Raw genomic sequence first — 21,655 nt, 5'->3', positions numbered from 1 at the left:
GCTGTACGAGCGTACAAGCGATTGCAACCCCTCCCCTCAGGGAATGCCCGTAAGAGCGGGGCCGCAAAGGGCCGTTTCTATCGCGCAGGCGACACGCTTCCAGGCAATTTGCTACCGGCGGGTAGCTCATTGCTACCAACGGGTAGGAATTGCGCGAGAAGCGTGCCGCTTTGCGCTCAGGGGCGCTTCATCTGGCAGGTGGTGGGCGTGCTGGCCACGTACGACTCGTAGTACTTCACGGGCACGTTGGTGTAGCCGGTGTTCTCCGCGTCGTAGGGGTACTTGGCGCTGGCCTTTTCCCAGCGCGAGATGTACAGGCCCTGCTGCAGCTGGTGGTCGGTCTTGCGCATCTCGACCTCGCCGTTGAAGCTCTTGATCTTCATGCCTTCCAGTGCAGCGGCCACCTTCACGGGGTCGGTCGACTTGGTCTTGGCGAAGGCCGCGTCCAGCAGCGCGAACACGTGGTAGATCGAGGCCTGCGTCAGGTCGTCGTTCATGCGCTTCTTGTAGCCGTTGAGCAGCTGCTGGATCTCGCCGCCCATGTTGTAGTGGGCGTAGGCCACGGTGTAGACCTTGCCGTCCGACGTGGCGCCCATGGCCGTGGGGGTGCCGGCGCCCGGCGCGTAGTAGGTCAGGAACTTCACGTTCAGGCCCGAGTCGTTCGCCGCCTTGATGAGCAGCGACAGGTCGGAGCCCCAGTTGCCCGTGATGACCGTGTCGGCGCCCGAGGCCTTGATCTTGGCGATGTACGGCGAGAAGTCGCGCACCTGCGCGAGCGGGTGCAGGTCTTCGCCCACGATCTGGATGTCGGGGCGCTTGACCTTCAGGTCTTCCTTGGCGTACTTGGCCACCTGCACGCCGTGGGCGTAGTTCTGGCCGAGCAGGTAGACCTTCTTGATGTCCGGCTGGTCCTTCATCCAGGCGGTGAGCGCCTCCATCTTCATGGAGGTGTCGGCGTCCACCCGGAAGTGCCAGTAGCTGCACTTGCTGTTGGTCAGGTCGGGGTCGACCGCCGCGTAGTTCATGAACAGCAACTCCTTGCCGGGGTTGCGCGAGTTGTTCTTCTCGATGGCGTCGATGATCGCCAGCGCCGGGCCCGAGCCGTTGCCCTGCATGATGTAGCGCGCGCCCTGGTCCTGCGCCGAGCGCAGCGCCGCGGTGGTTTCCTGCGGGCTGAGCTTGTTGTCGATGCCGATCACCTCGAACTTCACGCCCGACTGGTTCTTCTTGTTGAACTCCTCAGCAAGGAATTGCGTGGTCTTGAGCTGGTTGGTGCCCACCGCGGCCATCAGGCCCGACAGCGGGTCGAGCCAGGCGATCTTGACGGTCTCGCCCTTTTGCGCGAATGCGGCGGTAAAGCTCACCAACATGGCGCAGGCAGCTACTGACTTGATAGCAAATTGCATGAAGAGTCTCCAGTTTTGTTAGGCGGGTTGCCAGCGTACAAGCGCCCTTTTTTTCACCGCACAGGGATTGCCCGGAAGGAAGGCCGCCGGGGCGGCTTTCCTATCGCGTGCGCGACAGCGCGGCAGGGCTTGGCCTGCGGATTCAGAGTGTCGGAAGCTTGTAGTCCTTGAGCAGCTCGCGCAGCTTGGTCTTCAGGATCTTCCCGGTGGCGCCCAGCGGAATGGCCTCGACGAACACCACGTCGTCGGGCACCTGCCACTTGGCGGTCTTGCCTTCGTAGAACTTCAGCAGTTCTTCTCGCGTGACCTCGGCGCCGGGCTTCTTCGCCACGGCGATGATCGGGCGCTCGTCCCACTTGGGATGGAACACGCCGATGCACGCGGCCATCGCCACGGCCGGGTGCGCCACGGCGATGTTCTCGATCTCGATGGAGCTGATCCACTCGCCGCCGGACTTGATCACGTCCTTGCTGCGGTCGGTGATCTGCAGGTAGCCCTCGGCGTCGATGGTGGCCACGTCGCCGGTGGGGAACCAACCGCGATTGCGCTCGTCTGGAATGAGCGGGTCGCCACCCTCGCCCTTGAAGTATTCCTTCACGATCCAGGGGCCTTTCACCAGCAGGTCGCCGTAGGCCTTGCCGTCCCACGGCAGCTCGTTGCCTTCGCCGTCGACGATCTTCATGTCGACGCCGAAGATCGCGCGGCCCTGCTTCATGCGGATCTGCAGCTGCGCGTCGGGCGGCAGCGACAGGTGCTTGTTCTTCAGCGTGCACAGCGTGCCCAGCGGGCTCATCTCGGTCATGCCCCAGGCGTGCAGCACCTCCACGTTGAAGAGCTCCTGGAACGCCGTGATCATGGCCGGCGGGCAGGCCGAGCCGCCGATGACGGTGCGGTTGAGCTTGCTGAACTTCAGGCCGTTGGCCTGCATGTGGCCCAGCAGCATCTGCCACACGGTCGGCACGCCGGCGGCGAAGGTGACGCCCTCGGCCTCGATCAGCTCGTACACCGACTTGCCGTCCAGCGCCGGCCCGGGGAACACCACCTTGCAGCCCGTGAGCGCGGCCGAATACGGAATGCCCCATGCGTTGACGTGGAACATCGGCACCACCGGCAGCACCGAGTCCTTGGCCGACAGCGCCATCACGTCGGGCAGCGCCGCGGCGTACGCGTGCAGCAGCGTGGAGCGGTGGCTGTACAGCGCGGCCTTCGGGTTGCCCGTGGTGCCGCTCGTGTAGCACATGCTCGAGGCCGAGTTCTCGTCGAAGGTGGGCCATTCGTAGTCGGTGGGCTGCGCGCCCATCCAGCTCTCGTAGCTCACCAGGTTGGGCACGCCGCTGTCGGCGGGCAGCTTGTCGGCGTCGCACAGCGCCACCCACTTGCGGATGGCCGGGCACTTGGCGTGCACCGCCTGCACCAGCGGCAGGAAGCTCAGGTCGAAGCACAGGATCTGGTCTTCGGCGTGGTTGGCGATCCACGCGATCTGGTCGGGGTGCAGGCGCGGGTTGATGGTGTGCAGCACGCGGCCGCTGCCGCTCACACCGTAGTACAGCTCCAGGTGGCGATAGCCGTTCCAGGCCAGGGTCGCGATGCGGTCGCTGAACAGCAGCTGCTCGCCGTCCAGCGCATTGGCCACCTGCCTGGCGCGCGATGCGATGTCGCGCCAGGTGCAGCGGTGAATGTCGCCCTCGACACGGCGCGAGACGATCTCGCCGTCGCCGTTGTGGCGCTCGACGAACTCGATCAGCGACGAGATCAAAAGCGGTTGGTCTTGCATCAAACCCAGCATCTACGGACTCCTAAAAGAAATGACTTCATGAAAACTTGGCGATCAACGGATTCACGCAAGCTTCGGCCACTTCCACAATGACACAAACCCGCACTGCACGATTGAACGAAGCGGCTCAGGTGGGCACCTTGGCGACACGCGGGCCGACCGCTCGGCAGGCACCCGCACCAGGTTGGCGCAGCGCCGCTCGCGAAGCGCCACTTGCAGAGCGCCCACCCGGCGCGCTTCTCACGGCGCCGTGGTGATCTTCTTGTCGGTGAGCGTGGCGTCGAAGCGCAGCTGCGCCGGCCACGGCGCCCAGGCGACGCCGAGCTCGGCGGTGTTCGGGTCGCCCTTGCGCATGAACGCGCCGATGCTGGCCATGACGGCGCTCGACAGCGCCAGGCGCCCCTTCTCGTTGGCCTTGCCGCCGATGACGTTCGACACCACCGAGGGACCGAAATTGCCGAACACGAACGGCAGGTCGAACGCGTGCGCGGCGCCGTACACCTCGTTCCACGGGTAAGCCTCCTGCGCCCAGTCGAGCCGGTAGCTCCAGAGGTTGGCCTGCCGCGTCTTCATGGTGTCGAGCAGGTTGTCGCGGTTGGCCTCGAACAGCAGGCTGGTCACGAGCTGGGTCTTGGCGTTGTAGCCGATGAGGGGCGTACCTACCGGCAGGTAGGACGCATCGATGATGTCGCCCGAGGTGAGCGTCTGCGTGCTGGCGTCGGGGTCGAAGTTCATCATCAGCGACAGGCGCTGGGCGTCGTCGACACCGGCCTTCCAGCCCGACTTGCCGCCGAACGAGACCAGCAGCGCGGCGAAGAGCTTGCCCTCCTCGCGCGTGTTGCCCGCCAGGGTCGGCACCTTCACGTACTGGTCGGCGGCAATGGCGTCGATCGGGTTCAGGGGAATCACGGTGCCGTCGGGAATGGGCGCCACGCTGCTCAGGCCGGCGCCGAGCACGGTCGTCAGCAGCGCCCCGCCCTCCTTCGAGCGCAGGTAGTCGGCAATCTGCGCCGGGGTGCGCGAGGCGATGTAGGTGGCCGCGGCCGTGGCGTCGGCGACGGTGTGGTCGGCGATCAACAGGCTCTTCAGGATGGCGTCGCCCTGCGCGAGCGACACCGACGCCGGCACCAGCGCCGGCTGCGCGCCGGGCTTGGTCGCCAGGTTGCTCGCCATGGAAATGCCGCCGCTCATCTCGAAGGCCTTGTGGAACAGGCCCTTGGCCATCGGCGAGGTCATGATCGCCAGCAGGTTGGTGGCGCCGGCCGACTCGCCCGACAGCGTGACATTGCCCGGGTCGCCGCCAAAGCTGGCCACGTTGTCGCGGATGTAGCGCAGCGCGGCCATGTTGTCGAGCAGCGCGAAGTTGCCCGAGTCGTCGCCGGCGGTGCCGCCCGGGCGAATCTGCGGCACGTTCAGGAAGCCCAGCACACCCAGCCGGTAGCTGGCGGTGATGACCACCGCGTTGGCGGCCTTAGCCAGCTTGGCGCCGTCGTACAGGGGGTCGGCGGTGTAGCCCGAAATGTTGCTTCCGCCGTGCACGAACAGCAGCACCGGCAGGTTGGTGTCGGTGGTGGCCGGGCGCCACACGTTGACGAACAGGCAGTCTTCGCTGCCCAGCGGCTGGCCCATCGTGGAGACGATGGTGGCGTCGTAGGTGTTGTTGCTGCCCGGGCCGAACATGCGGCCGATCTGCAGGCAGGCGGCGCCGAAGGTCTTGGCGGGCCGGATGCCGGTCCAGGCCTCGGGCTCGGCAGGGGCGCGCCAGCGCAGCGCGCCGACCGGCGGCTTGGCGAAGGGCACGCCCTTCCAGTAGTAGGTGCCGGAGGCGGCGCTGTCGTCCACGCCTTCGATCTTGCCGGCGGTGGTCTGGCGGACCATGGGGCCGTCGACGGCAGGCGCGGGCGCCGGGGCCGGGGGTGGTGGGGGGGGCGGTGCGCTCGGCAGGAAGGCGACGCCGGAAGAACCCGAAGACCCGCCGCCGCAGGCAGCGAGCGCCGCCATGGCGGCGAGCGCTGCCGTGGCCGCCACGATGGAAATGGCCTTGGCCACCGCCGTTCTTCCTGTCGTTGCCTGGGTCTGCGTTGTCGCCGTTGTATTCATGTTTTGTCTCCACACCGGGTTAATCGGAATTCCTGGTTTGGTGCATGGCCGCCATACTTCGAGCCGTTTCGTTCGTCCGGCCGCCGCGCACCAAAAAATTCTAGAAACGGGCGCTCTTTTCACCGCTATCGCAAGCGAGCCAATTCAATGACTTCAGGAGCCTTACTCCCGCACTCTTCGCGCAGGCCATCGCGCCGCCCGGGCTGCGCGCAGCCTGAGCTGCGCACCAGCTCGGCGGCGTGGCTCGAAGGTGTGTTGTCGATGTTCGAGGCCGAGGGGCTGGACGTGCCCCGGCTGCTGGGCGACGCGGGCTTCGACCCCGACTCGCTGCACCGCCAGAACGCGCGCATTCCGGTCGACGAGATCACCGTGCTGTGGCAGCTGGCCGTGGCGCGCGCCGGCAAGGCCACGCTGGGCCTGCACCGCGACTTCGCCTCCACGCACAGCAAGCTGGGCACGGTGGGCCATGCCATGGCGTGCAGCCCCGACCTGGGCGCGGCGCTCGCGCGGCTGGCGCGCTACATGGCCGTGATTTCGGACGCGACGGCGTTCTCGCTGTCGTCCGACGCGCGCGGCTGCTGGCTGGCCATGGAGCACACGGGCGGCAGCCTGCCGATTCCACGGCAGCGCGTGGAGTTCGCGCTGCTCACCACGCTGGTGCAGTGCCAGTGGCTCACGCGGCGCGACCTGCAGCCGCTGGCCATGGAATTCGTCTACCCCGCGCCCGCCAGCGACCGGCTGCACCGCGAGGCCTTCGGCTGCGACGTTCAGTTCAACGCCACGGCCAACCGCATGCTGATCTCGGCCGCCGACATGGCCATGCCGCTGCCCACCTCGCACCCGGTGCTCGGCGAGATGCAGGAGCACCTGCTGGACGACCAGCTCACCCTGCTGGGCCAGACCACCACCGCCAGCCTGGTGTGCGCGGAAATTGCACGCCGGCTGCAGCACGGCGAGCCGCGCCGCCAGGACGTGGCCTCCGGCCTGGGCCTGGCCGAGCGCACGCTGCAGCGCCGGCTGCAGGAAGAGTCGGTGTCTTTCCAGTCGCTGCTCGACCGCACCCGCCGCGAACTGGCGCAGCAGTACCTGGCCGAAGACCGCCACACGCTGACCGACGTGGCCGACATGCTGGGCTTCGTGGACACGAGCAACTTCTTTCGCGCGTGCAAACGCTGGTTCGGCGTGCCTCCGGCGCAGTACCGCGCGCGCATCTGGGACGGCCCGGCGGCGATGGCCGCCTGAGCTCGGTGGCGCGGCCCCGATGGCCCGCCCGGCCAGGGGTTTCGCGCTCTGCCGGACAATCCGGCCATGAGCTTGCTTGCTGAAGACACCGAGGTCGCCGACCTGGGACTGCGCTGGAAATCCGGCTTTTCAAAACTGGGCCCCGCGTTTTTCACCGAACTGCGGCCCACGCCCCTGCCCGACCCGTACTGGGTGTGCCGCAGCGACGCCGTGGCGCGCGAACTCGGCCTGCCGGCCGACTGGCACACGTCGGCCCGCACGCTGGCGGCCCTCACGGGCAGCCTGCCCGTTGCCGGCACCAGCCCCTTGTCGAGCGTGTACAGCGGCCACCAGTTCGGTGTGTGGGCCGGCCAGCTCGGTGACGGGCGCGCCATCCTCATCAGCGAGACCGAAGGCGGCCTCGAGCTGCAACTGAAGGGCGCGGGCCGCACCCCGTATTCGCGTGGCGGCGACGGCCGCGCGGTGCTGCGCTCGAGCATCCGCGAGTTCCTGTGCAGCGAGGCGATGCACGGCCTGGGCATTCCGACGACCCGCGCCCTCAGCGTGACCGGCTCCGATGCTCGCGTGCGGCGCGAAGAGCTGGAAACCGCCGCGGTGGTCGCCCGCGTGGCGCCCAGCTTCATCCGCTTCGGCCATTTCGAGCACTTCGCGGCCAACCAGCGCGAAGACGAGTTGCGCGCGCTGGCCGACTACGTCATCGACCGCTACTACCCGGCCTGCCGCGGCACCGAGCGCTTCGGCGGCAACGCCTACGCCGCGTTTCTTGAAGCGGTGAGCGAGCGCACCGCCGCCCTGCTCGCCCAGTGGCAGGCCGTGGGTTTCTGCCACGGGGTGATGAACACCGACAACATGAGCATCCTCGGGCTCACCATCGACTACGGCCCGTTCCAGTTCCTGGACGGCTTCGACCCGCGCCACATCTGCAACCACAGCGACACCAGCGGCCGCTACGCCTTCAACCAGCAGCCCAACGTGGCGTACTGGAACCTGTTCTGCCTGGCGCAGGCGCTGCTGCCGCTCATCGGCGAGCAGGAAGTGGCCGTGGCCGCGCTGGAGTCGTACAAGACCGTGTTCCCCACCGAGTTCGAGTCCCGCATGCGCGCCAAGCTCGGTTTGAAGGACGCGGCCGAAGGCGACCGCGCGCTGATCGAAGGCGTGCTCAAGCTGCTGGCCGCGGGCAAGGTCGACTACACGATCTTCTGGCGGCGGCTGTCTCATTACGTGGCCGATCCTGTGGCGGACGCCCCGCTCGAGCCGGTGCGCGACCTGTTCCTGGACCGCGAGGGTTTCGACGCCTGGCTGCTATTGTTTTCAGAGCGGCTCGCCGGCACCGACCGTGCGGCCGCCGGCCGCACGATGCTGCAGTCGAACCCCAAGTTCGTGCTGCGGAACCACCTGGGGCAGCAAGCCATCGAAGCAAGTCAGCAAAAAGACCACTCGGTTGTGGCAACCTTGCTGGCCCTGCTGGAAACCCCGTTTGAAGAACACCCCGGAGCCGACGCCTACGCCGGCTTCCCGCCCGACTGGGCCTCGACCATCGAAATCAGCTGCTCCTCATGACCGCTCCCCTGCAAAAGACCGACGCCGAATGGAAAGCCCTGCTCGCCGAGAAGGGGGCCGAGCCGGCCGCCTTCGAAGTGACGCGCCACGCCGCCACCGAACGCCCCTTCACCGGCAAGTACGAAGCGCACTGGGACGACGGCACCTACCACTGCGTGTGCTGCGGCGCCAAGCTGTTCGAGTCGGCCACCAAGTTCGATGCCGGCTGCGGCTGGCCCAGCTTCTCTGAAGAGGCCGTGCCGGGCGCCATCCGCAACATCGTCGACCGCTCGCACGGCATGGTGCGCACCGAAAACGTTTGCGCCAATTGCGGTGCCCACCTGGGCCACGTGTTCCCCGACGGCCCGACCGACACCGGCCTTCGCTATTGCATGAATTCGGCTTCGCTCGACTTCCAGAAAAAATGAAACTGCTCCTCGACTTCTTTCCGATCCTGCTTTTCTTCGTCGCGTACAAGCTCGGCGACATCTACACCGCCACCGGCGTGCTGATGGCCGCCACCGTGGTGCAGATGGGCATCATCTATGCCATGGAGCGCAAGCTGCAGGCCATGCAGAAGGCCACGCTGGTGCTCATTCTGTTGTTCGGCACGCTCACGCTGGTGCTGCACGACGACCGCTTCATCAAGTGGAAGCCGACCGTGCTGTACGGCGCGATGGCCGTCGCCCTGGCCGTGGCGCTGTGGGCGCTGAAGAAGAACTTCCTGAAGATGCTGCTGGGCCAGCAGCTCGAGCTGCCCGATCGCATCTGGGCCCGGCTGAACGTGGCGTGGATCTGCTATTGCCTGTTCATGGCGCTGATCAACGGCTACGTGGCGGCGTACTTCACCACCGAGGCCTGGGTCAACTTCAAGCTCTGGGGCTATGTGTTCCCCATCGTGTTCCTGGTGGCGCAAGGCCTGTACATCGCGCCGCACCTGAAAGAAGACAAGCCCGCGGCATGACGGAGACCATGACCATGACGAGCACCGCCATTCCCCTTCCCACCGTGGCCGCGCTCGAGGCGGCGCTGCGCGACGCGCTGGCGCCCACGCAGCTCGAGGTGATCGACGAAAGCGCCGCGCACGCGGGCCACACGGGGGCCAACGCCGAGGGCTACGGCACCCATTTCAGGGTGCGCATCGCCTCCCCCAGATTCGACGGAAAGCCCCGCGTGGCGCGGCATCGGCTTGTGTATGATGCCCTCCAGGTTTTTATTGCACAGGGTCTGCACGCCATCGCCATCGAGGTGCTCTGAGTCGTTCGACGCAACTGCACGCCGCGTTCCATGCGGGCGTCGCCACCTTCCCCCTTCGTCTCGCCCCTTCCCGATTCCTGCTTTCTTTCCCGCGCCCTTTCCTACAAGCGCATTTCCTTTCCAGCTCGATATTCATTCCATGAAAAAACAAATCTTGCAGGCCGTCGCGGCCGCAGTGCTGCTCGGTGCCACGTCCATGGCGGCTCTGGCGCAGAACGCAGCCATCGTGAACGGCAAGCCGGTGCCCAAGGCCCGCATGGACGTTCTGGCCCAGCAACTGGCAGCCGCAGGCCGCCCGGTGACGCCTGAAATGCAGACCCAGCTGCGCGAGGAAATCATTGCGCGCGAAGTGTTCATGCAAGAGGCGCAAAAGCAGGGCTTGGACGCTGGCGAGGACTACAAGAACCAGCTCGAACTCGCCCGCCAGGCTATCCTGATTCGCGCCCTGTTCGAAAACTACCGCAAGACCAACCCGGTGTCGGACGCCGACGTGAAGGCCGAGTACGACAAGTTCGTGGCAGCCAACGGCGGCAAGGAATACAAGGCGCGCCACATCTTGGTCGAAACCGAAGACCAGGCCAAGAAGATCATGGCCGACCTGAAGAAGGGCGCCAAGTTCGAAGACATCGCCAAGAAGCAGAGCAAGGATCCGGGTTCGGGCGCCAACGGCGGCGACCTCGACTGGGCCAACCCCGCCAGCTTCGTGCCCGAGTTCTCGGAAGCGATGATCAAGCTCAAGAAGGGCGAGACCACCCCCGAGCCCATCAAGACGCAGTTCGGTTATCACATCATCCGCGTCGACGACATCCGCCAGGCCCAACTGCCGAAGCTGGAAGAAGTGAAGCCGCAAATCACGCAGCAGCTGCAACAGCAGCGCCTGCAGAAGTACCAGGAAGACCTGCGCGCGAAGGCTAAGGTCGAGTAAGCCGGCCTGGGCTCAACAAGAAAAAAGCGACCCGCGGGTCGCTTTTTTCATGGCCGTCTTTTCTTCAGATGGCCTCCGATAGCCTCAGATCGCCCACGTGCCGAAGTTGTCGCCCGGCCCGTCGAGCGCCATGAACGCCTGCCATGCCTTGCCGGCATCGGCGCCCTGCACGGCCTGCCCCAGCGCATCGAGCGTGCGGTAGATCTTCTTCGACGCGCCGAAGTGCGCGGCGTTCAGCCCTTCGAGCTGAGGCAGCAGCACCTGCAGGATCTGCGTGCGCGCCGACGAAGCCGCTGCTTCGTCTTCGCGCCACGCGAGCAGCTGCTTGCGCACGAGCTCCTCGACCCGCGCCGCTTCCAGCACATGCCGGCTTCGCGGGTGGTCGAGGTCGAGCATCGGCTCGGCTCGGCTCAGCCCACCCAGCGGCGCGCGTTGCGCCAGATCTGCATCCACGGGCTGAGTTCGCTCTTGTCGCCCGAAGTCCAGCTGGTCTGGATGTTGCGGAACACGCGCTCCGGGTGCGGCATCACCGCGGTGAAGCGGCCGTCCGGCGTGGTCACCGAGGTGAGGCCGCCGGCGCTGCCGTTCGGGTTGAACGGGTACTGCTCGGTGGGCTGGCCGTGGTTGTCCACGAAGCGCATGGCGCCGATGGCCTTGGCCGCGTCGCCGCGGTGCTTGAAGTTGGCGTAGCCCTCGCCGTGCGCCACGGCGATGGGCAGGCGGCTGCCGGCCATGCCCGCGAAGAAGATGCTGGGCGACTCGAGCACCTCGACCATCGACAGGCGCGCCTCGAAGCGCTCGCTCTGGTTGGTGGTGAAGCGCGGCCAGGCTTCGGCGCCCGGAATGATGTCGGCCAGCTCGGCGAACATCTGGCAGCCGTTGCACACGCCCAGGCCGAAGGTGTCCTCGCGGCCGAAGAAGGTCTTGAACTGCGCGGCCAGCTTCGGGTTGAAGGTGATGCTGCGCGCCCAGCCGATGCCTGCGCCCAGCGTGTCGCCGTAGCTGAAGCCGCCGCAGGCGACCACGCCCTTGAAGTCGGCAAGGTCCGCCCTGCCCGTCTGCAGGTCGGTCATGTGGACGTCGAAGGCCTCGAAGCCGGCCTCGGTGAAGGCGTAGGCCATCTCGACGTGCGAGTTGACGCCCTGCTCGCGCAGGATCGCGACCTTGGGACGCGATTGAAGAATGGCGGGGGCCACCGGTGCAGCAGCTGCGGTGTTCGGCAGGAACACGTGCATGCCGGGGTCCGAAGGCACGCCGGCGGCGGCGTGTTCGGCATCGGCGCAGGCGGGGTTGTCGCGCTCGCGGGCGATCTTCCAGCTGACCGAGTCCCACACCTGGTGCAGGTCGTGCAGGCTCGCGCTGAACACCGACTTGGCGTCGCGCCACACCTCGACCTTGCCCTTGCCGGCGTCCATGGGCGAGCTGGCCGGGCGCGTCTTGCCGACGAAATGGCTGTGCGCGCTGAGGCCGTGGGCGCGCAGCACCTGCATGACATCGTTGCGCTCGGCGGTGCGCACCTGCAGCACCATGCCCAGCTCTTCGTTGAACAGCGCCTTCAGCGTGAGTTCTTCACGGCGCGCGCTCACCTGCTGCGCCCAGTTCTTGGCGTCGCCGGTTTCCATGCGGCTGTCGGAAATGCCGTCGCCTTCGGTGACCAGCATGTCGACATTCAGCGCCACGCCGACGTGGCCGGCAAAGGCCATTTCGCAGGCCGTGGCGAACAGGCCGCCGTCGCTGCGGTCGTGCATGGCGAGGATCTTGCCGTCGGCGCGCAGCGCGTTCACGGCATTGACCAGCGCGACCAGTTGCGCGGGGTCGTCCAGGTCGGGCACGGTGTCGCCGCTCTGGCCCAGCGTTTGCGCCAGGATGCTGCCGGCCATGCGATGCTGGCCGCGGCCCAGGTCGACCAGCACGAGCGTGGTGTCGGCCTCTTCGGCGTCCAGCTGCGGGGTGAGCGTGCCGCGCACGTCGGCCAGCGACGCGAAGGCGGTCACGATCAGGCTGACGGGCGAAGTGACCTTCTTGGCTTCGCCGTTGTCCTTCCACTGCGTGCGCATCGACAGCGAATCCTTGCCGACCGGAATCGACACGCCCAGCGCCGGGCACAGCTCCAGGCCCACGGCCTTCACGGTCTCGTACAGCGCGGCATCTTCGCCGGGCTCGCCGCAGGCAGCCATCCAGTTGGCCGACAGCTTCACGCGCGAAAGCTCGATGGGCGCGGCCAGCAGGTTGGTGATGGCCTCGGCCACGGCCATGCGGCCGGAGGCCGGCGCGTCGAGCGCGGCCAGCGGCGTGCGCTCGCCCATGCTCATGGCTTCGCCGGCAAAGCCCTTGTAGTCGGCCAGCGTCACGGCGCAATCGGCCACGGGCACCTGCCACGGGCCGACCATCTGGTCGCGGTGGCTCATGCCGCCCACGGTGCGGTCGCCGATGGTGATGAGGAAGCGCTTTGACGCCACGGTCGGGTGCGCGAGCACCTCGATGGCGGCCTTCTGCAGCTCGACGCCGGTGAGGTCCAGCGGCTTGAACGTGCGGCTCACGGCCTGCACGTCGCGGTGCATCTTGGGCGGCTTGCCGAGCAGCACGTCCATGGGCATGTCGACCGGCTGCACCGGAGCGCCTTCGTCGGCCACCAGCAGCTGGCGCGCCTCGGTCGCCACGCCGACCACCGAGAACGGGCAACGCTCGCGCTCGCAGAAGGCCTTGAACTGCTCGAGCGACTCGGGCGCGATGGCCAGCACGTAGCGCTCCTGGCTTTCGTTGCACCAGATTTCCTTGGGCGCCATGCCCGACTCTTCGAGCGGCACGGCGCGCAGGTCGAAGCGCGCGCCACGGCCGGCGTCGTTGGTCAGCTCGGGAAAGGCGTTGCTCAGGCCGCCCGCGCCCACGTCGTGGATCGCGAGGATGGGGTTGGCCGCGCCCTGCTGCCAGCAATGGTTGATGACCTCTTGCGCACGGCGTTCGATTTCGGGGTTGCCGCGCTGCACCGAGTCGAAGTCGAGCTCGGCCGCGTTGGCGCCGGTGGCCATCGAGCTGGCGGCGCTGCCGCCCATGCCGATGCGCATGCCGGGGCCGCCGAGCTGGATGAGCAGCGAGCCGGCGGGGAACTGGATCTTCCTGGTCTGCGTGGCGTCGATGCTACCGAGGCCGCCCGCGATCATGATGGGCTTGTGGTAGCCGCGCTGCACGGTGTCGAGGTCGCTCGCCACCGCCTGCTCGTACTCGCGAAAGTAGCCCAGCAGGTTGGGACGGCCGAACTCGTTGTTGAACGCGGCGCCGCCGAGCGGGCCCTCGGTCATGATCTGCAGCGGGCTGGCGATGTGCTCCGGCTTGCCGTAGTGGCCCTCCTCAGGCCAGAGCTTCGACACGGTGAAACCGGTGAGGCCCGCCTTGGGCTTGGAGCCGCGGCCGGTGGCGCCCTCGTCGCGAATCTCGCCGCCCGCACCGGTGGAGGCGCCCGGGAACGGGGAAATGGCGGTCGGGTGGTTGTGCGTCTCGACCTTCATCAGCACATGGGTCAGCGCGCTATCTTTTTGATAGCTTTGCGAACCGTTGGCCGGAATGAAGCGCTCGATGGTCGCGCCTTCCATCACCGAGGCGTTGTCCGCATAGGCGATGACCGTGTGCTGCGGGTTCTGCTTCTCGGTGTGGCGAATCATCGAGAACAGGCTTTGCGGCTGCGCCTTGCCGTCGATGGTGAAGTCGGCGTTGAAGATCTTGTGGCGGCAGTGCTCGCTGTTGGCCTGCGCGAACATCATCAGCTCGACGTCGCTGGGGTTGCGGCCCAGGCGGGTGAAGGCTTCGACGAGGTAGTCGATCTCATCCTCGGCCAGCGCCAGGCCGAAGCCGGTGTTGGCCGCGACCAGCGCGGTGCGCCCGCCGCTGAGCACGTCGACCTGCGCCATCGGCTGGGCCGGCAGCTCGCTGAACAGGCTGGCGGCCTGCTCGACGGTGGCCAGCACTGACTCGGTCATGCGGTCGTGCAGCGGGCCGGCCGCGGCGGCGAGCGGGTCGCCTTCCAGCACGGGGGCCTTGCCGATCAGCGGCGACTTGAGCTTCAGGTGGTATTGCGTGACGCGCTCGACCCGGCGCAGCGCCAGGCCGCAGTTGTGGGCGATGTCGGTGGCTTTCGAGGCCCAGGGCGACACGGTGCCCAGGCGGGGCGTGACCACCACCGAGGTGACGGCCTTGGCCGGCGCCTCGAACGGCTCGCCGTACGTGAGCAGCGCGGCGAAGCGCTCGCGGTCGGTGGTGTCGAGCGAGGCGTCGGTGACCACCAGGTGCACGAAGCGGGCCGAAATGCCCTCGATGCGCGGCTCGATGGCCTGCAGCTTGGGCAGCAGTTGCCGCGCGCGGAAGTCGCTGAGCGCGCTGCCGCCCTCGAACATGGTTACGACAGGAAGGGCTTGATGTGCGGGCTGCGTCACGGTCGATGGGGGCCTCGGGGGCCGCGTTGGGAATCAAGGAATCGAGGCGAATGGCCGCTGACTGGGGTCATCCGCGTTAACCCGCAATTTTAGCTTGGTGAATGGGATAATTCCGGGATGAGCATTAACTACAAAGACGCTGCGGGCATCGAAGCCATGCGGGTCGCCTGCCGCCTTGCCTCCGAGGTGCTGGATTACCTCACGCCCCTCATCAAGCCCGGCATCACGACCAACGATGTCGACCGGCTCGCCGCCGAGTACATGGTCAAGCAGGGCACCACCTCGGCCACGGTGGGCTACATGGGCGCCAGCAGCGTCCCGTTCCCGAAGTCGCTGTGCACCTCGGTGAACCACGTGGTCTGCCACGGCATTCCCAATGACAAGCCCCTGAAGAAGGGCGACATCATGAACGTCGACGTCACCGTCATCAAGGACGGCTGGTTCGGCGACAACAGCCGCATGTACGTGATCGGCGACGCCTCCATCGCGGCCAAGCGGCTGTGCTCGGTCACCTTCGAAGCCATGTGGCACGGCATCCTGCAGGTGCGCCCCGGTGCCCACCTGGGCGACGTGGGCCACGCGATCCAGAAATTCGCCGAAGGCCTGGGCTTCTCGATCGTTCGCGAGTTCTGCGGCCACGGCGTGGGCCAGCGCTTTCATGAAGAACCCCAGGTTCTGCACTACGGCCGCCCGGGCACCATGGAAGAGCTGCAGCCCGGCATGATCTTCACCATCGAGCCGATGATCAACGCCGGCAAGCGCGACGTGAAGGAAGACGTCAAGGGCGGCCAGTACGACGGCTGGACCATCGTCACCCGCGACCATTCGCTGTCGGCCCAGTGGGAGCACACGGTGCTGGTCACCGAGACCGGCTACGAAGTGCTGACCCTGTCCGAAGGCAGCCCGCCGCTGCCCTCTTTCGTCACCTCGACCAAAACCTGACGCGCGCACGCGTTCCCCGCACGTGATCGAAGCAGCCAAGATCGACGTGGCGACGCTGCGCGAAGCCTATCGCGCGAAAAAGCTCGCCCTCTTCGACACCCTGCGCTTTGCGCGGGCCCCCACCCGCAGCGTGCACACGGTGCTGCGCCAGCTCTCGGCGCTGGCCGACGAAACGCTGGACACGCTGTGGCGCGAAGCCGGCTTCGGTGAATCGCTGGCGCTGGCGGCCGTGGGCGGCTACGGGCGCGGAGAGCTGTTTCCGTACTCGGACGTCGACGTGCTGCTGCTGCTGCCGCCCGAAGGCCACGAGAACGCGGTCGAGCCGGCGCGCATCGAGGCCTTCATCGGCCACTGCTGGGACGCGGGCCTCGAAATCGGCTCCAGCGTGCGCACCGTCGAAGAGTGCCTGGCCGAGGCCGAAAAAGACGTCACCGTGCAGACCTCGCTGCTCGAGGCGCGCCTGATTGCGGGCGACAAGAAGCTCTTCACCGCGTTTCGCCGCCGCTTCACCCGCGCCATCGACCCGCAGGCCTTCTTCGTGGCCAAGTCGCAGGAGATGCGGCACCGCCACCAGAAGTTCGACAACACGCCCTACGCGCTGGAGCCCAACTGCAAGGAATCGCCGGGCGGCCTGCGCGACCTGCAGACCATTCTCTGGATGACCAAGGCCGCCGGCTTCGGCAGCCGCTGGGACGACCTGGCCAAGAACGGCCTGGCGACCTCGTTCGAGGCGCAACAGATCAAGCGCAACGAGGCCCTGCTCTCGCTCATTCGCGCGCGGCTGCACGTGATTGCCAACCGCCGCGAAGACCGCCTGGTGTTCGACCTGCAGACCGCCGTGGCCGCCAGCTTCGGCTACGAGGGCGAGTCGCAGCGCAAGTCGAGCGAGGCGCTGATGCGCCGCTACTACTGGGCCGCCAAGGCGGTGTCGCAGCTCAACCAGATCCTGCTGCTCAATATTTCCGAGCGCCTGCAGCCCAGCGCCGAGCAGCACACGCCCATCAACGAGCGCTTCTACGAGCGCGCGGGGTTGATCGAGATTGCCAGCGACGACCTGTACGAGCGCGAGCCGCACGCGGTGCTCGAGACCTTCCTGCTCTACCAGAAGACCATCGGGGTGCAGGGCCTGTCGGCACGCACGCTGCGCGCGCTGTACAACGCGCGCCACGTCATGGACAGCAAGTTCCGCAACGACCCGGTCAACCACCAGACCTTCATGCGGATCCTGCAGCAGCCCTACGGCATCACGCATGCCTTCAGGCTGATGAACCAGACCTCGGTGCTCGGGCGCTACCTGCGGGTGTTCCGCAGCATCGTGGGCCAGATGCAGCACGACCTGTTCCACGTGTACACGGTCGACCAGCACATCCTGATGGTGCTGCGCAACGTGCGCCGCTTCTTCATTGCCGAGCATGCGCACGAGTACCCGTTCTGCTCGCAACTGGCGGCCGGCTGGGACAAGCCCTGGATCCTTTACGTGGCCGCGCTGTTCCACGACATCGCCAAGGGCCGTGGCGGCGACCACTCGACGCTGGGCGCGCGCGACGTGCAGCGCTTCTGCAAGCAGCACGGCATCGCCCGCGAAGACGGCAAGCTCATCGAGTTCCTGGTGGCCGAGCACCTGGTGATGAGCCAGGTCGCGCAAAAGCAAGACCTGAGCGACCCCGAGGTCATCAGCGCCTTCGCCAAGCGCGTGGGCAACGAGCGCTACCTGACCGCGCTGTACCTGCTGACCATCGCCGACATCCGCGGCACCTCGCCGCGCGTATGGAACGCATGGAAAGGCAAGCTGCTCGAAGACCTGTACCGCTACACGCTGCGCGCGCTGGGCGGGCGCATGCCCGACCCGGACGCCGAGGTCGAGTCGCGCAAGCGCGAGGCGCTGGTGCTGCTGGCCCTGCACGCCCAGCGCTTCGAGGCGCACAAGGCCCTGTGGGACACGCTCGACGTGGGCTACTTCATGCGCCACGACGCCACCGAGATCGCCTGGCACGCCAAGCAGCTCTCGCGCTTCGTGCCGCCCAAGGGCGTGCCCATCGACCCGAAGGCGCCGCCCATCGTGCGCGCGCATCTCTCGCCGGTGGGCGAAGGCCTGCAGGTGGTGGTCTACACACCCGACCAGCCCGACCTGTTCGCGCGCATCTGCGGCTACTTCGACCAGTCGTCCTTCAGCATCCTGGACGCCAAGGTGCACACCACCAGCAACGGCTACGCGCTCGACACCTTCCAGGTGGTGACCACCTTCCTGCCCGACCACTACCGCGACCTGATCAGCATGGTGGAGTCGGGTCTTGGCCATACCCTGACCGAGGCCGGCGCCCTGCCCGCGCCCAGCATGGGCCGGGTGTCGCGCCGGGTGCGCAGCTTTCCGATCAAGCCGCGCATCAGCCTCTTGCCCGACGACAAGGCGCAGCGCTGGCTGCTCAACATCTCGGCCAGCGACCGGGCCGGCCTGCTGTATTCGGTGGCCCGGGTGCTGGCACGCCACCACCTGAACCTGCAGCTGGCCAAGGTGACGACGCTGGGCGAGCGGGTGGAAGACACCTTCCTCATCAGCGGCCCCGAACTGCAGGGCCAGAAGACGCAGCTGGCCATCGAGACCGAACTGATGGAAGCGCTGGCCTCCTGAGCCACGGATTTCCGGCGCCGCGGGTCAGCGGCTCTCCGGGTCATCCCGTGTTTCGTGCAACGAAAGGCCGAATTCACGTTTCTTCACAGTCAAAATGTGGCCCATGGAATCATTGATTGAACGGCTTTCCGACTCGGTGTCTTCGGCCAGGACGCTCGAAGAGCTGGCCCGCCCGATGCTCGAGATGCTCGAGGTGGTCACGGGCCTGGAGTCGACCTACCTCACCACCATCGACCTCGACCAGGGGCTGCAGCACATCCTGTTCGCCCGCAACGTCGGCGCGATGAACATCCCCGAGGGCATTTCGGTGCCCTGGTCGGACACCCTGTGCCGGCGCGCCCTCGACGAGGGCCGCATGTACACCGACGACGTCGCCAGCTGCTGGGGCGACTCCGACGCGGCCCGCGACCTGGGCATTCGCACCTATGTGAGCACCCCGGTGAAGACCGACGCCAGCGGGCTGTTCGGCACCCTGTGCGCCGCCAGCGGCACCCAGCGCCCGCTCGCACCGCATGCCGAGGCGGTGCTGCAGCTGTTCGCCAAGCTCATCGGCCAGCAGGTCGAGCGCGAGCTGCTGGTGGTCGAGCTGCGCAAGGCCAACGCCGAGCTGGCCGCGCGCGCCTCCACCGACTCGCTCACCGGCCTGCCCAACCGCCGCTCGCTGCTCGACACGCTGCGCCGCCTGCTCGCCCAGGGCGAGCGCGAGAACCGCAGCGTGCTGGTCGGGTTCATCGACATGGACGGCTTCAAGAAGATCAACGACACCCACGGCCACGACATCGGCGACGAGTTTCTCTCGGCCATGGCCGGGCGGCTGTCGGCCTCGCTGCGCACCAGCGACGTGCTGGCGCGCTTCGGCGGCGACGAGTTCGTGGTGGTGGGCGCCGGGCCGGCGCACGACGAAGCGCCGCGCACCGCGGCGCGCGCGCTGGCCGACCGGCTGGGCGAAAGCACCATCGGCGAGCTGCGGCTGAACCAGACCATGCTCGACTACGGCGGTGCCAGCGTGGGCGTGGTGGCCATCGACCCGCGCACCACCTCCGCGGAAGAGGCGCTGCGCATGGCCGACGACGCCATGTACGCCGTGAAGCGCAGCCGGCAGGCGGCGGCTTCGAGGGCGGCCATGGCAACGGGTACCGCAGGAGCGAAGGAAGCCTCGCCCGCCGCCTGAATGAACAACCGGCTGCTGCGCCTTGAAAACGCCCTGGGCTCGCTCAAGGCGCGCATCACGATGGGCGGGATCATGGCGCTGGTGCTGGGCATCGGCGTCATCACCACCATCCTGGTGGGGCGCACCGAGCACGACCTGCTTGAATCGCAGCGGCAGCACGAGCTGAGCGAGTCGGCGCGCACCGCCGCGCTGCTCGGCCACAAGGTGCTGCTGCTGCAGCGCGGGCTGGAGTCGGTGGGCCAGGTGCTCGACGAAGCCACGCTGGCCGACCCGGCGGCGCTCGCCGAGTTCATGCGCACCAAGCCCTTGCTGCAGAACTTCTTCGCCAGCATCTACGTGGCGGCACCCAGCGGACAGGTGCTGGTGATGTACGACGAAAAAGGCGTGTACCACCCCACCCTCGACATCAGCGAGGGCCCCAACTTCCGCCGCTCGGTGGCCGAAGGCCGCCCCATCGTCGGCGAGCCGCTGATGGGGCCGCTCACGGGCGAGCCCATCATTGCCTTCACCCAGCCCGTGCGCAACGCCAAGGGCATCTACGCCGTGCTCGGCGGCACGCTGCGGCTGTCCAGCCGGAACCTGCTGGCCGGCGTGACCGACGCGCAGGAAGCCGACCAGGGCGCGCTGATGGTCGTCACCGACGCGCGCGGCCTGATGCTCACGCACCCCGACCGCCGCCTGCTGATGGCCCCCATCACGCAGGAGCCGCGGCTGGCGAAGGCCTTCGAGACCTGGAAGGCCGAGGGCAGCCCGGTGGAGCCGCTGGGCCTGCTATTGCAGCAGCCGCAGGAGATCACCAGCGCCGCCGGCGTGCCGGGCCCCGACTGGATGGTGTGGCGCACGCGCCCCGAAACCGAGGTGCTCGCGCCCGTGAAGGCGGCCCGCCGGCAGGCGATGCTGTGGGCCGGCAGCCTGGTGGCGGTGGTGTCCGCCGGCATGTTCCTCACGCTGTGGTGGCTGCTGCAGCCGCTGATGCTGCTGGAGCGGCGCGCGCAGCACATGTTCGACGGCGTGATGCGCCCGGAAGACGGCTGGCCCCGCGCCGACGGCGAAATCGGCCACCTCGCCAAGGTGCTGCGCGACGTGGGCGTGCAGCGCGCCGAGCTGGAGCGCATGAACGGCGAAATGATCAGCAAGCTGCGCTCGGTGATGCGCTCGGCGCCCATCGGCATCGCCTTCATCCGCGAGCGGCGCTTCGAGCTGGTGAGCGACGAGCTGTGCCGCCTGCTCGCCTACGAAGACAGGCAGCTGCTGGGCCAGCCGGTCGACCTGATCGTGGTGCCGCCCGAAGACGACCAGCCCGAGCTGGCCGCGCTGGAGGCCGAGGCCTTCGCCACCAGCAATTCGTATGTCGGCGAATGCCGAATGCAGCGTGGCGACGGCACCCGCTTCTGGGCCCGGCTGCGCAGCCGGCCGGTGGACCTGGAGCACACCGATTTCGGCTCGATCTGGACGGTGCTGAACATCGACGAGCAGCGCAGCGCCCGCAAGGCGCTCGAATGGTCGGCCGCCCACGACGGCCTGACCGGCCTGGCCAACCGCCAGCGCTTCGACCAGCATGCCCGCCGGCTCATCGAGGCCCGGCCGGCGTCGCTGCCGGCGGCCATGGTGTTCATCGACCTGGACCACTTCAAGGAAGTGAACGACACCGCCGGCCACCTGTCGGGCGACGCCATGCTGCGCGCGGCGGCCGCGGCCATCATGTCGCGGGTGCGCTCGAACGACCTGGCCGCGCGTATCGGGGGCGACGAGTTCGCGCTGCTGCTGGAGCAGTGCACGCACGAGGCGGCGGTGCGGGTGGCCGAGGACATCGTCGCGTCGATCTCGGCCATCGCGCTGCCGTGGCTGTCGGGCAGCCTGCACGTGGGCGCGAGCATCGGCGTGGCGAGCCTGTCGACGGACATCGATTCGGTGGACGACTGGATCTCGGCGGCCGACGCCGCCTGCTACGCCGCCAAGGCGGCGGGGCGTGGCGTGGTGCGCGCCGGGCGTGCGCCGGTGGTACCGCCTGCCCCGATCGCCCCGATCGCCCCGCTCGCCTCGCTCGCCCCGCTCACGTCCCTCGAAACCGGCCCTTCCGCAGCCGGCGCGGCCAGCGCCACCGCCGCGCGCCCTGTAGACAACACCGACGACTGATTTCGAATCCAAAAACTGTCACTCGTCGTATTCAGCGCGTACGATTTGTGAATTCCGTTACGGAAACGGCGGCTTTCACGGTAACCCGTCCCCGAATTCAGACAGTC

General features: G+C 67.6%; 15 protein-coding genes. 10 read left to right on the top strand and 5 right to left on the bottom strand.

Annotated features, from left to right (window positions below; genetic code table 11):
- Window positions 1-176 precede the first annotated feature (176 nt).
- From AB6807_RS04945 to AB6807_RS04935, 3 genes are all read right to left on the bottom strand, one after another.
- Window positions 177-1,406 (bottom strand): branched-chain amino acid ABC transporter substrate-binding protein, encoded by a 1,230-nt coding sequence (locus AB6807_RS04945; RefSeq protein ID WP_116909039.1) that lies wholly within the window; start codon window positions 1,404-1,406, stop codon window positions 177-179.
- A 142-nt stretch (window positions 1,407-1,548) separates the two neighbouring features.
- Window positions 1,549-3,192 carry a 3-(methylthio)propionyl-CoA ligase gene (locus AB6807_RS04940; RefSeq protein WP_371083701.1) on the bottom strand — a complete coding sequence of 548 codons (1,644 nt, stop codon included), beginning with the start codon at window positions 3,190-3,192 and terminating at the stop codon, window positions 1,549-1,551.
- 228 nt (window positions 3,193-3,420) lie between these two features.
- Window positions 3,421-5,181: a carboxylesterase/lipase family protein gene (locus AB6807_RS04935; RefSeq protein WP_371084152.1), complete on the bottom strand. Its 1,761-nt coding sequence runs from the start codon at window positions 5,179-5,181 to the stop codon at window positions 3,421-3,423.
- Between the two features lie 246 nt (window positions 5,182-5,427).
- On the opposite strand from AB6807_RS04935, the gene AB6807_RS04930 reads away from it, so the two are divergent.
- The 6 genes from AB6807_RS04930 (at window position 5,428) to AB6807_RS04905 (ending at window position 10,243) form a co-directional block, all read left to right on the top strand.
- Window positions 5,428-6,522, top strand: a complete 1,095-nt coding sequence (locus tag AB6807_RS04930; RefSeq protein ID WP_371083700.1) for an AraC family transcriptional regulator — start codon at window positions 5,428-5,430, stop codon at window positions 6,520-6,522.
- A gap of 66 nt (window positions 6,523-6,588) precedes the next feature.
- Window positions 6,589-8,082, top strand: a complete 1,494-nt coding sequence (locus AB6807_RS04925; RefSeq protein ID WP_371083699.1) for a YdiU family protein — start codon at window positions 6,589-6,591, stop codon at window positions 8,080-8,082.
- Window positions 8,079-8,489 (top strand): peptide-methionine (R)-S-oxide reductase MsrB, encoded by a 411-nt coding sequence (gene msrB / locus AB6807_RS04920; RefSeq protein WP_116909034.1) that lies wholly within the window; start codon window positions 8,079-8,081, stop codon window positions 8,487-8,489. The genes AB6807_RS04925 and msrB overlap by 4 nt, the downstream gene beginning before the upstream one ends.
- On the top strand, window positions 8,486-9,025 hold the full coding sequence (locus AB6807_RS04915; RefSeq protein ID WP_116909033.1) for a septation protein A: 540 nt from the start codon (window positions 8,486-8,488) through the stop codon (window positions 9,023-9,025). Before msrB ends, AB6807_RS04915 begins: the two co-directional genes overlap by 4 nt.
- Window positions 9,026-9,039: 14 nt before the next feature.
- The gene (locus tag AB6807_RS04910) at window positions 9,040-9,318 is read left to right on the top strand and encodes a BolA family transcriptional regulator (protein ID WP_116909120.1); all 279 of its coding nucleotides are present in this window, start codon (window positions 9,040-9,042) and stop codon (window positions 9,316-9,318) included.
- A gap of 139 nt (window positions 9,319-9,457) precedes the next feature.
- Entirely contained in the window at window positions 9,458-10,243 is a 786-nt protein-coding gene (locus tag AB6807_RS04905; RefSeq protein WP_116909032.1) for a peptidylprolyl isomerase, read from the top strand.
- Window positions 10,244-10,327: 84 nt separating this feature from the next.
- On the opposite strand, the gene AB6807_RS04900 is transcribed toward AB6807_RS04905, so the two are convergent.
- Together AB6807_RS04900 and purL are read right to left on the bottom strand one after the other, a co-directional pair.
- Entirely contained in the window at window positions 10,328-10,696 is a 369-nt protein-coding gene (locus AB6807_RS04900) for a hypothetical protein (protein WP_371083698.1), read from the bottom strand.
- Entirely contained in the window at window positions 10,654-14,631 is a 3,978-nt protein-coding gene (gene purL / locus AB6807_RS04895) for a phosphoribosylformylglycinamidine synthase (RefSeq protein WP_371084151.1), read from the bottom strand. Before purL ends, AB6807_RS04900 begins: the two co-directional genes overlap by 43 nt.
- 156 nt (window positions 14,632-14,787) lie before the next feature.
- Between purL and map the strand changes: the two genes are divergently transcribed.
- The 4 genes from map (at window position 14,788) to AB6807_RS04875 (ending at window position 21,548) form a co-directional block, all read left to right on the top strand.
- The gene (gene map, locus AB6807_RS04890; protein ID WP_116909029.1) at window positions 14,788-15,612 is read left to right on the top strand and encodes a type I methionyl aminopeptidase; all 825 of its coding nucleotides are present in this window, start codon (window positions 14,788-14,790) and stop codon (window positions 15,610-15,612) included.
- Window positions 15,613-15,634: 22 nt separating this feature from the next.
- Entirely contained in the window at window positions 15,635-18,241 is a 2,607-nt protein-coding gene (locus AB6807_RS04885) for a [protein-PII] uridylyltransferase (protein ID WP_371083697.1), read from the top strand.
- Window positions 18,242-18,344: 103 nt separating this feature from the next.
- Complete coding sequence (locus AB6807_RS04880) at window positions 18,345-19,412, top strand: diguanylate cyclase (RefSeq protein WP_371083696.1); 1,068 nt, start codon at window positions 18,345-18,347, stop codon at window positions 19,410-19,412.
- A complete protein-coding gene (locus AB6807_RS04875; RefSeq protein WP_371083695.1) occupies window positions 19,413-21,548 on the top strand; it encodes a diguanylate cyclase in 2,136 nt (711 codons plus the stop codon).
- The last annotated feature ends 107 nt before the right edge of the window (window positions 21,549-21,655 follow it).

It is taken from the genome of Variovorax sp. RCC_210 (assembly GCF_041355175.1).
In the GTDB taxonomy this organism is placed as follows: Bacteria; Pseudomonadota; Gammaproteobacteria; order Burkholderiales; family Burkholderiaceae_C; genus Variovorax.
This window is presented reverse-complemented; position numbering and strand designations above follow the sequence as displayed.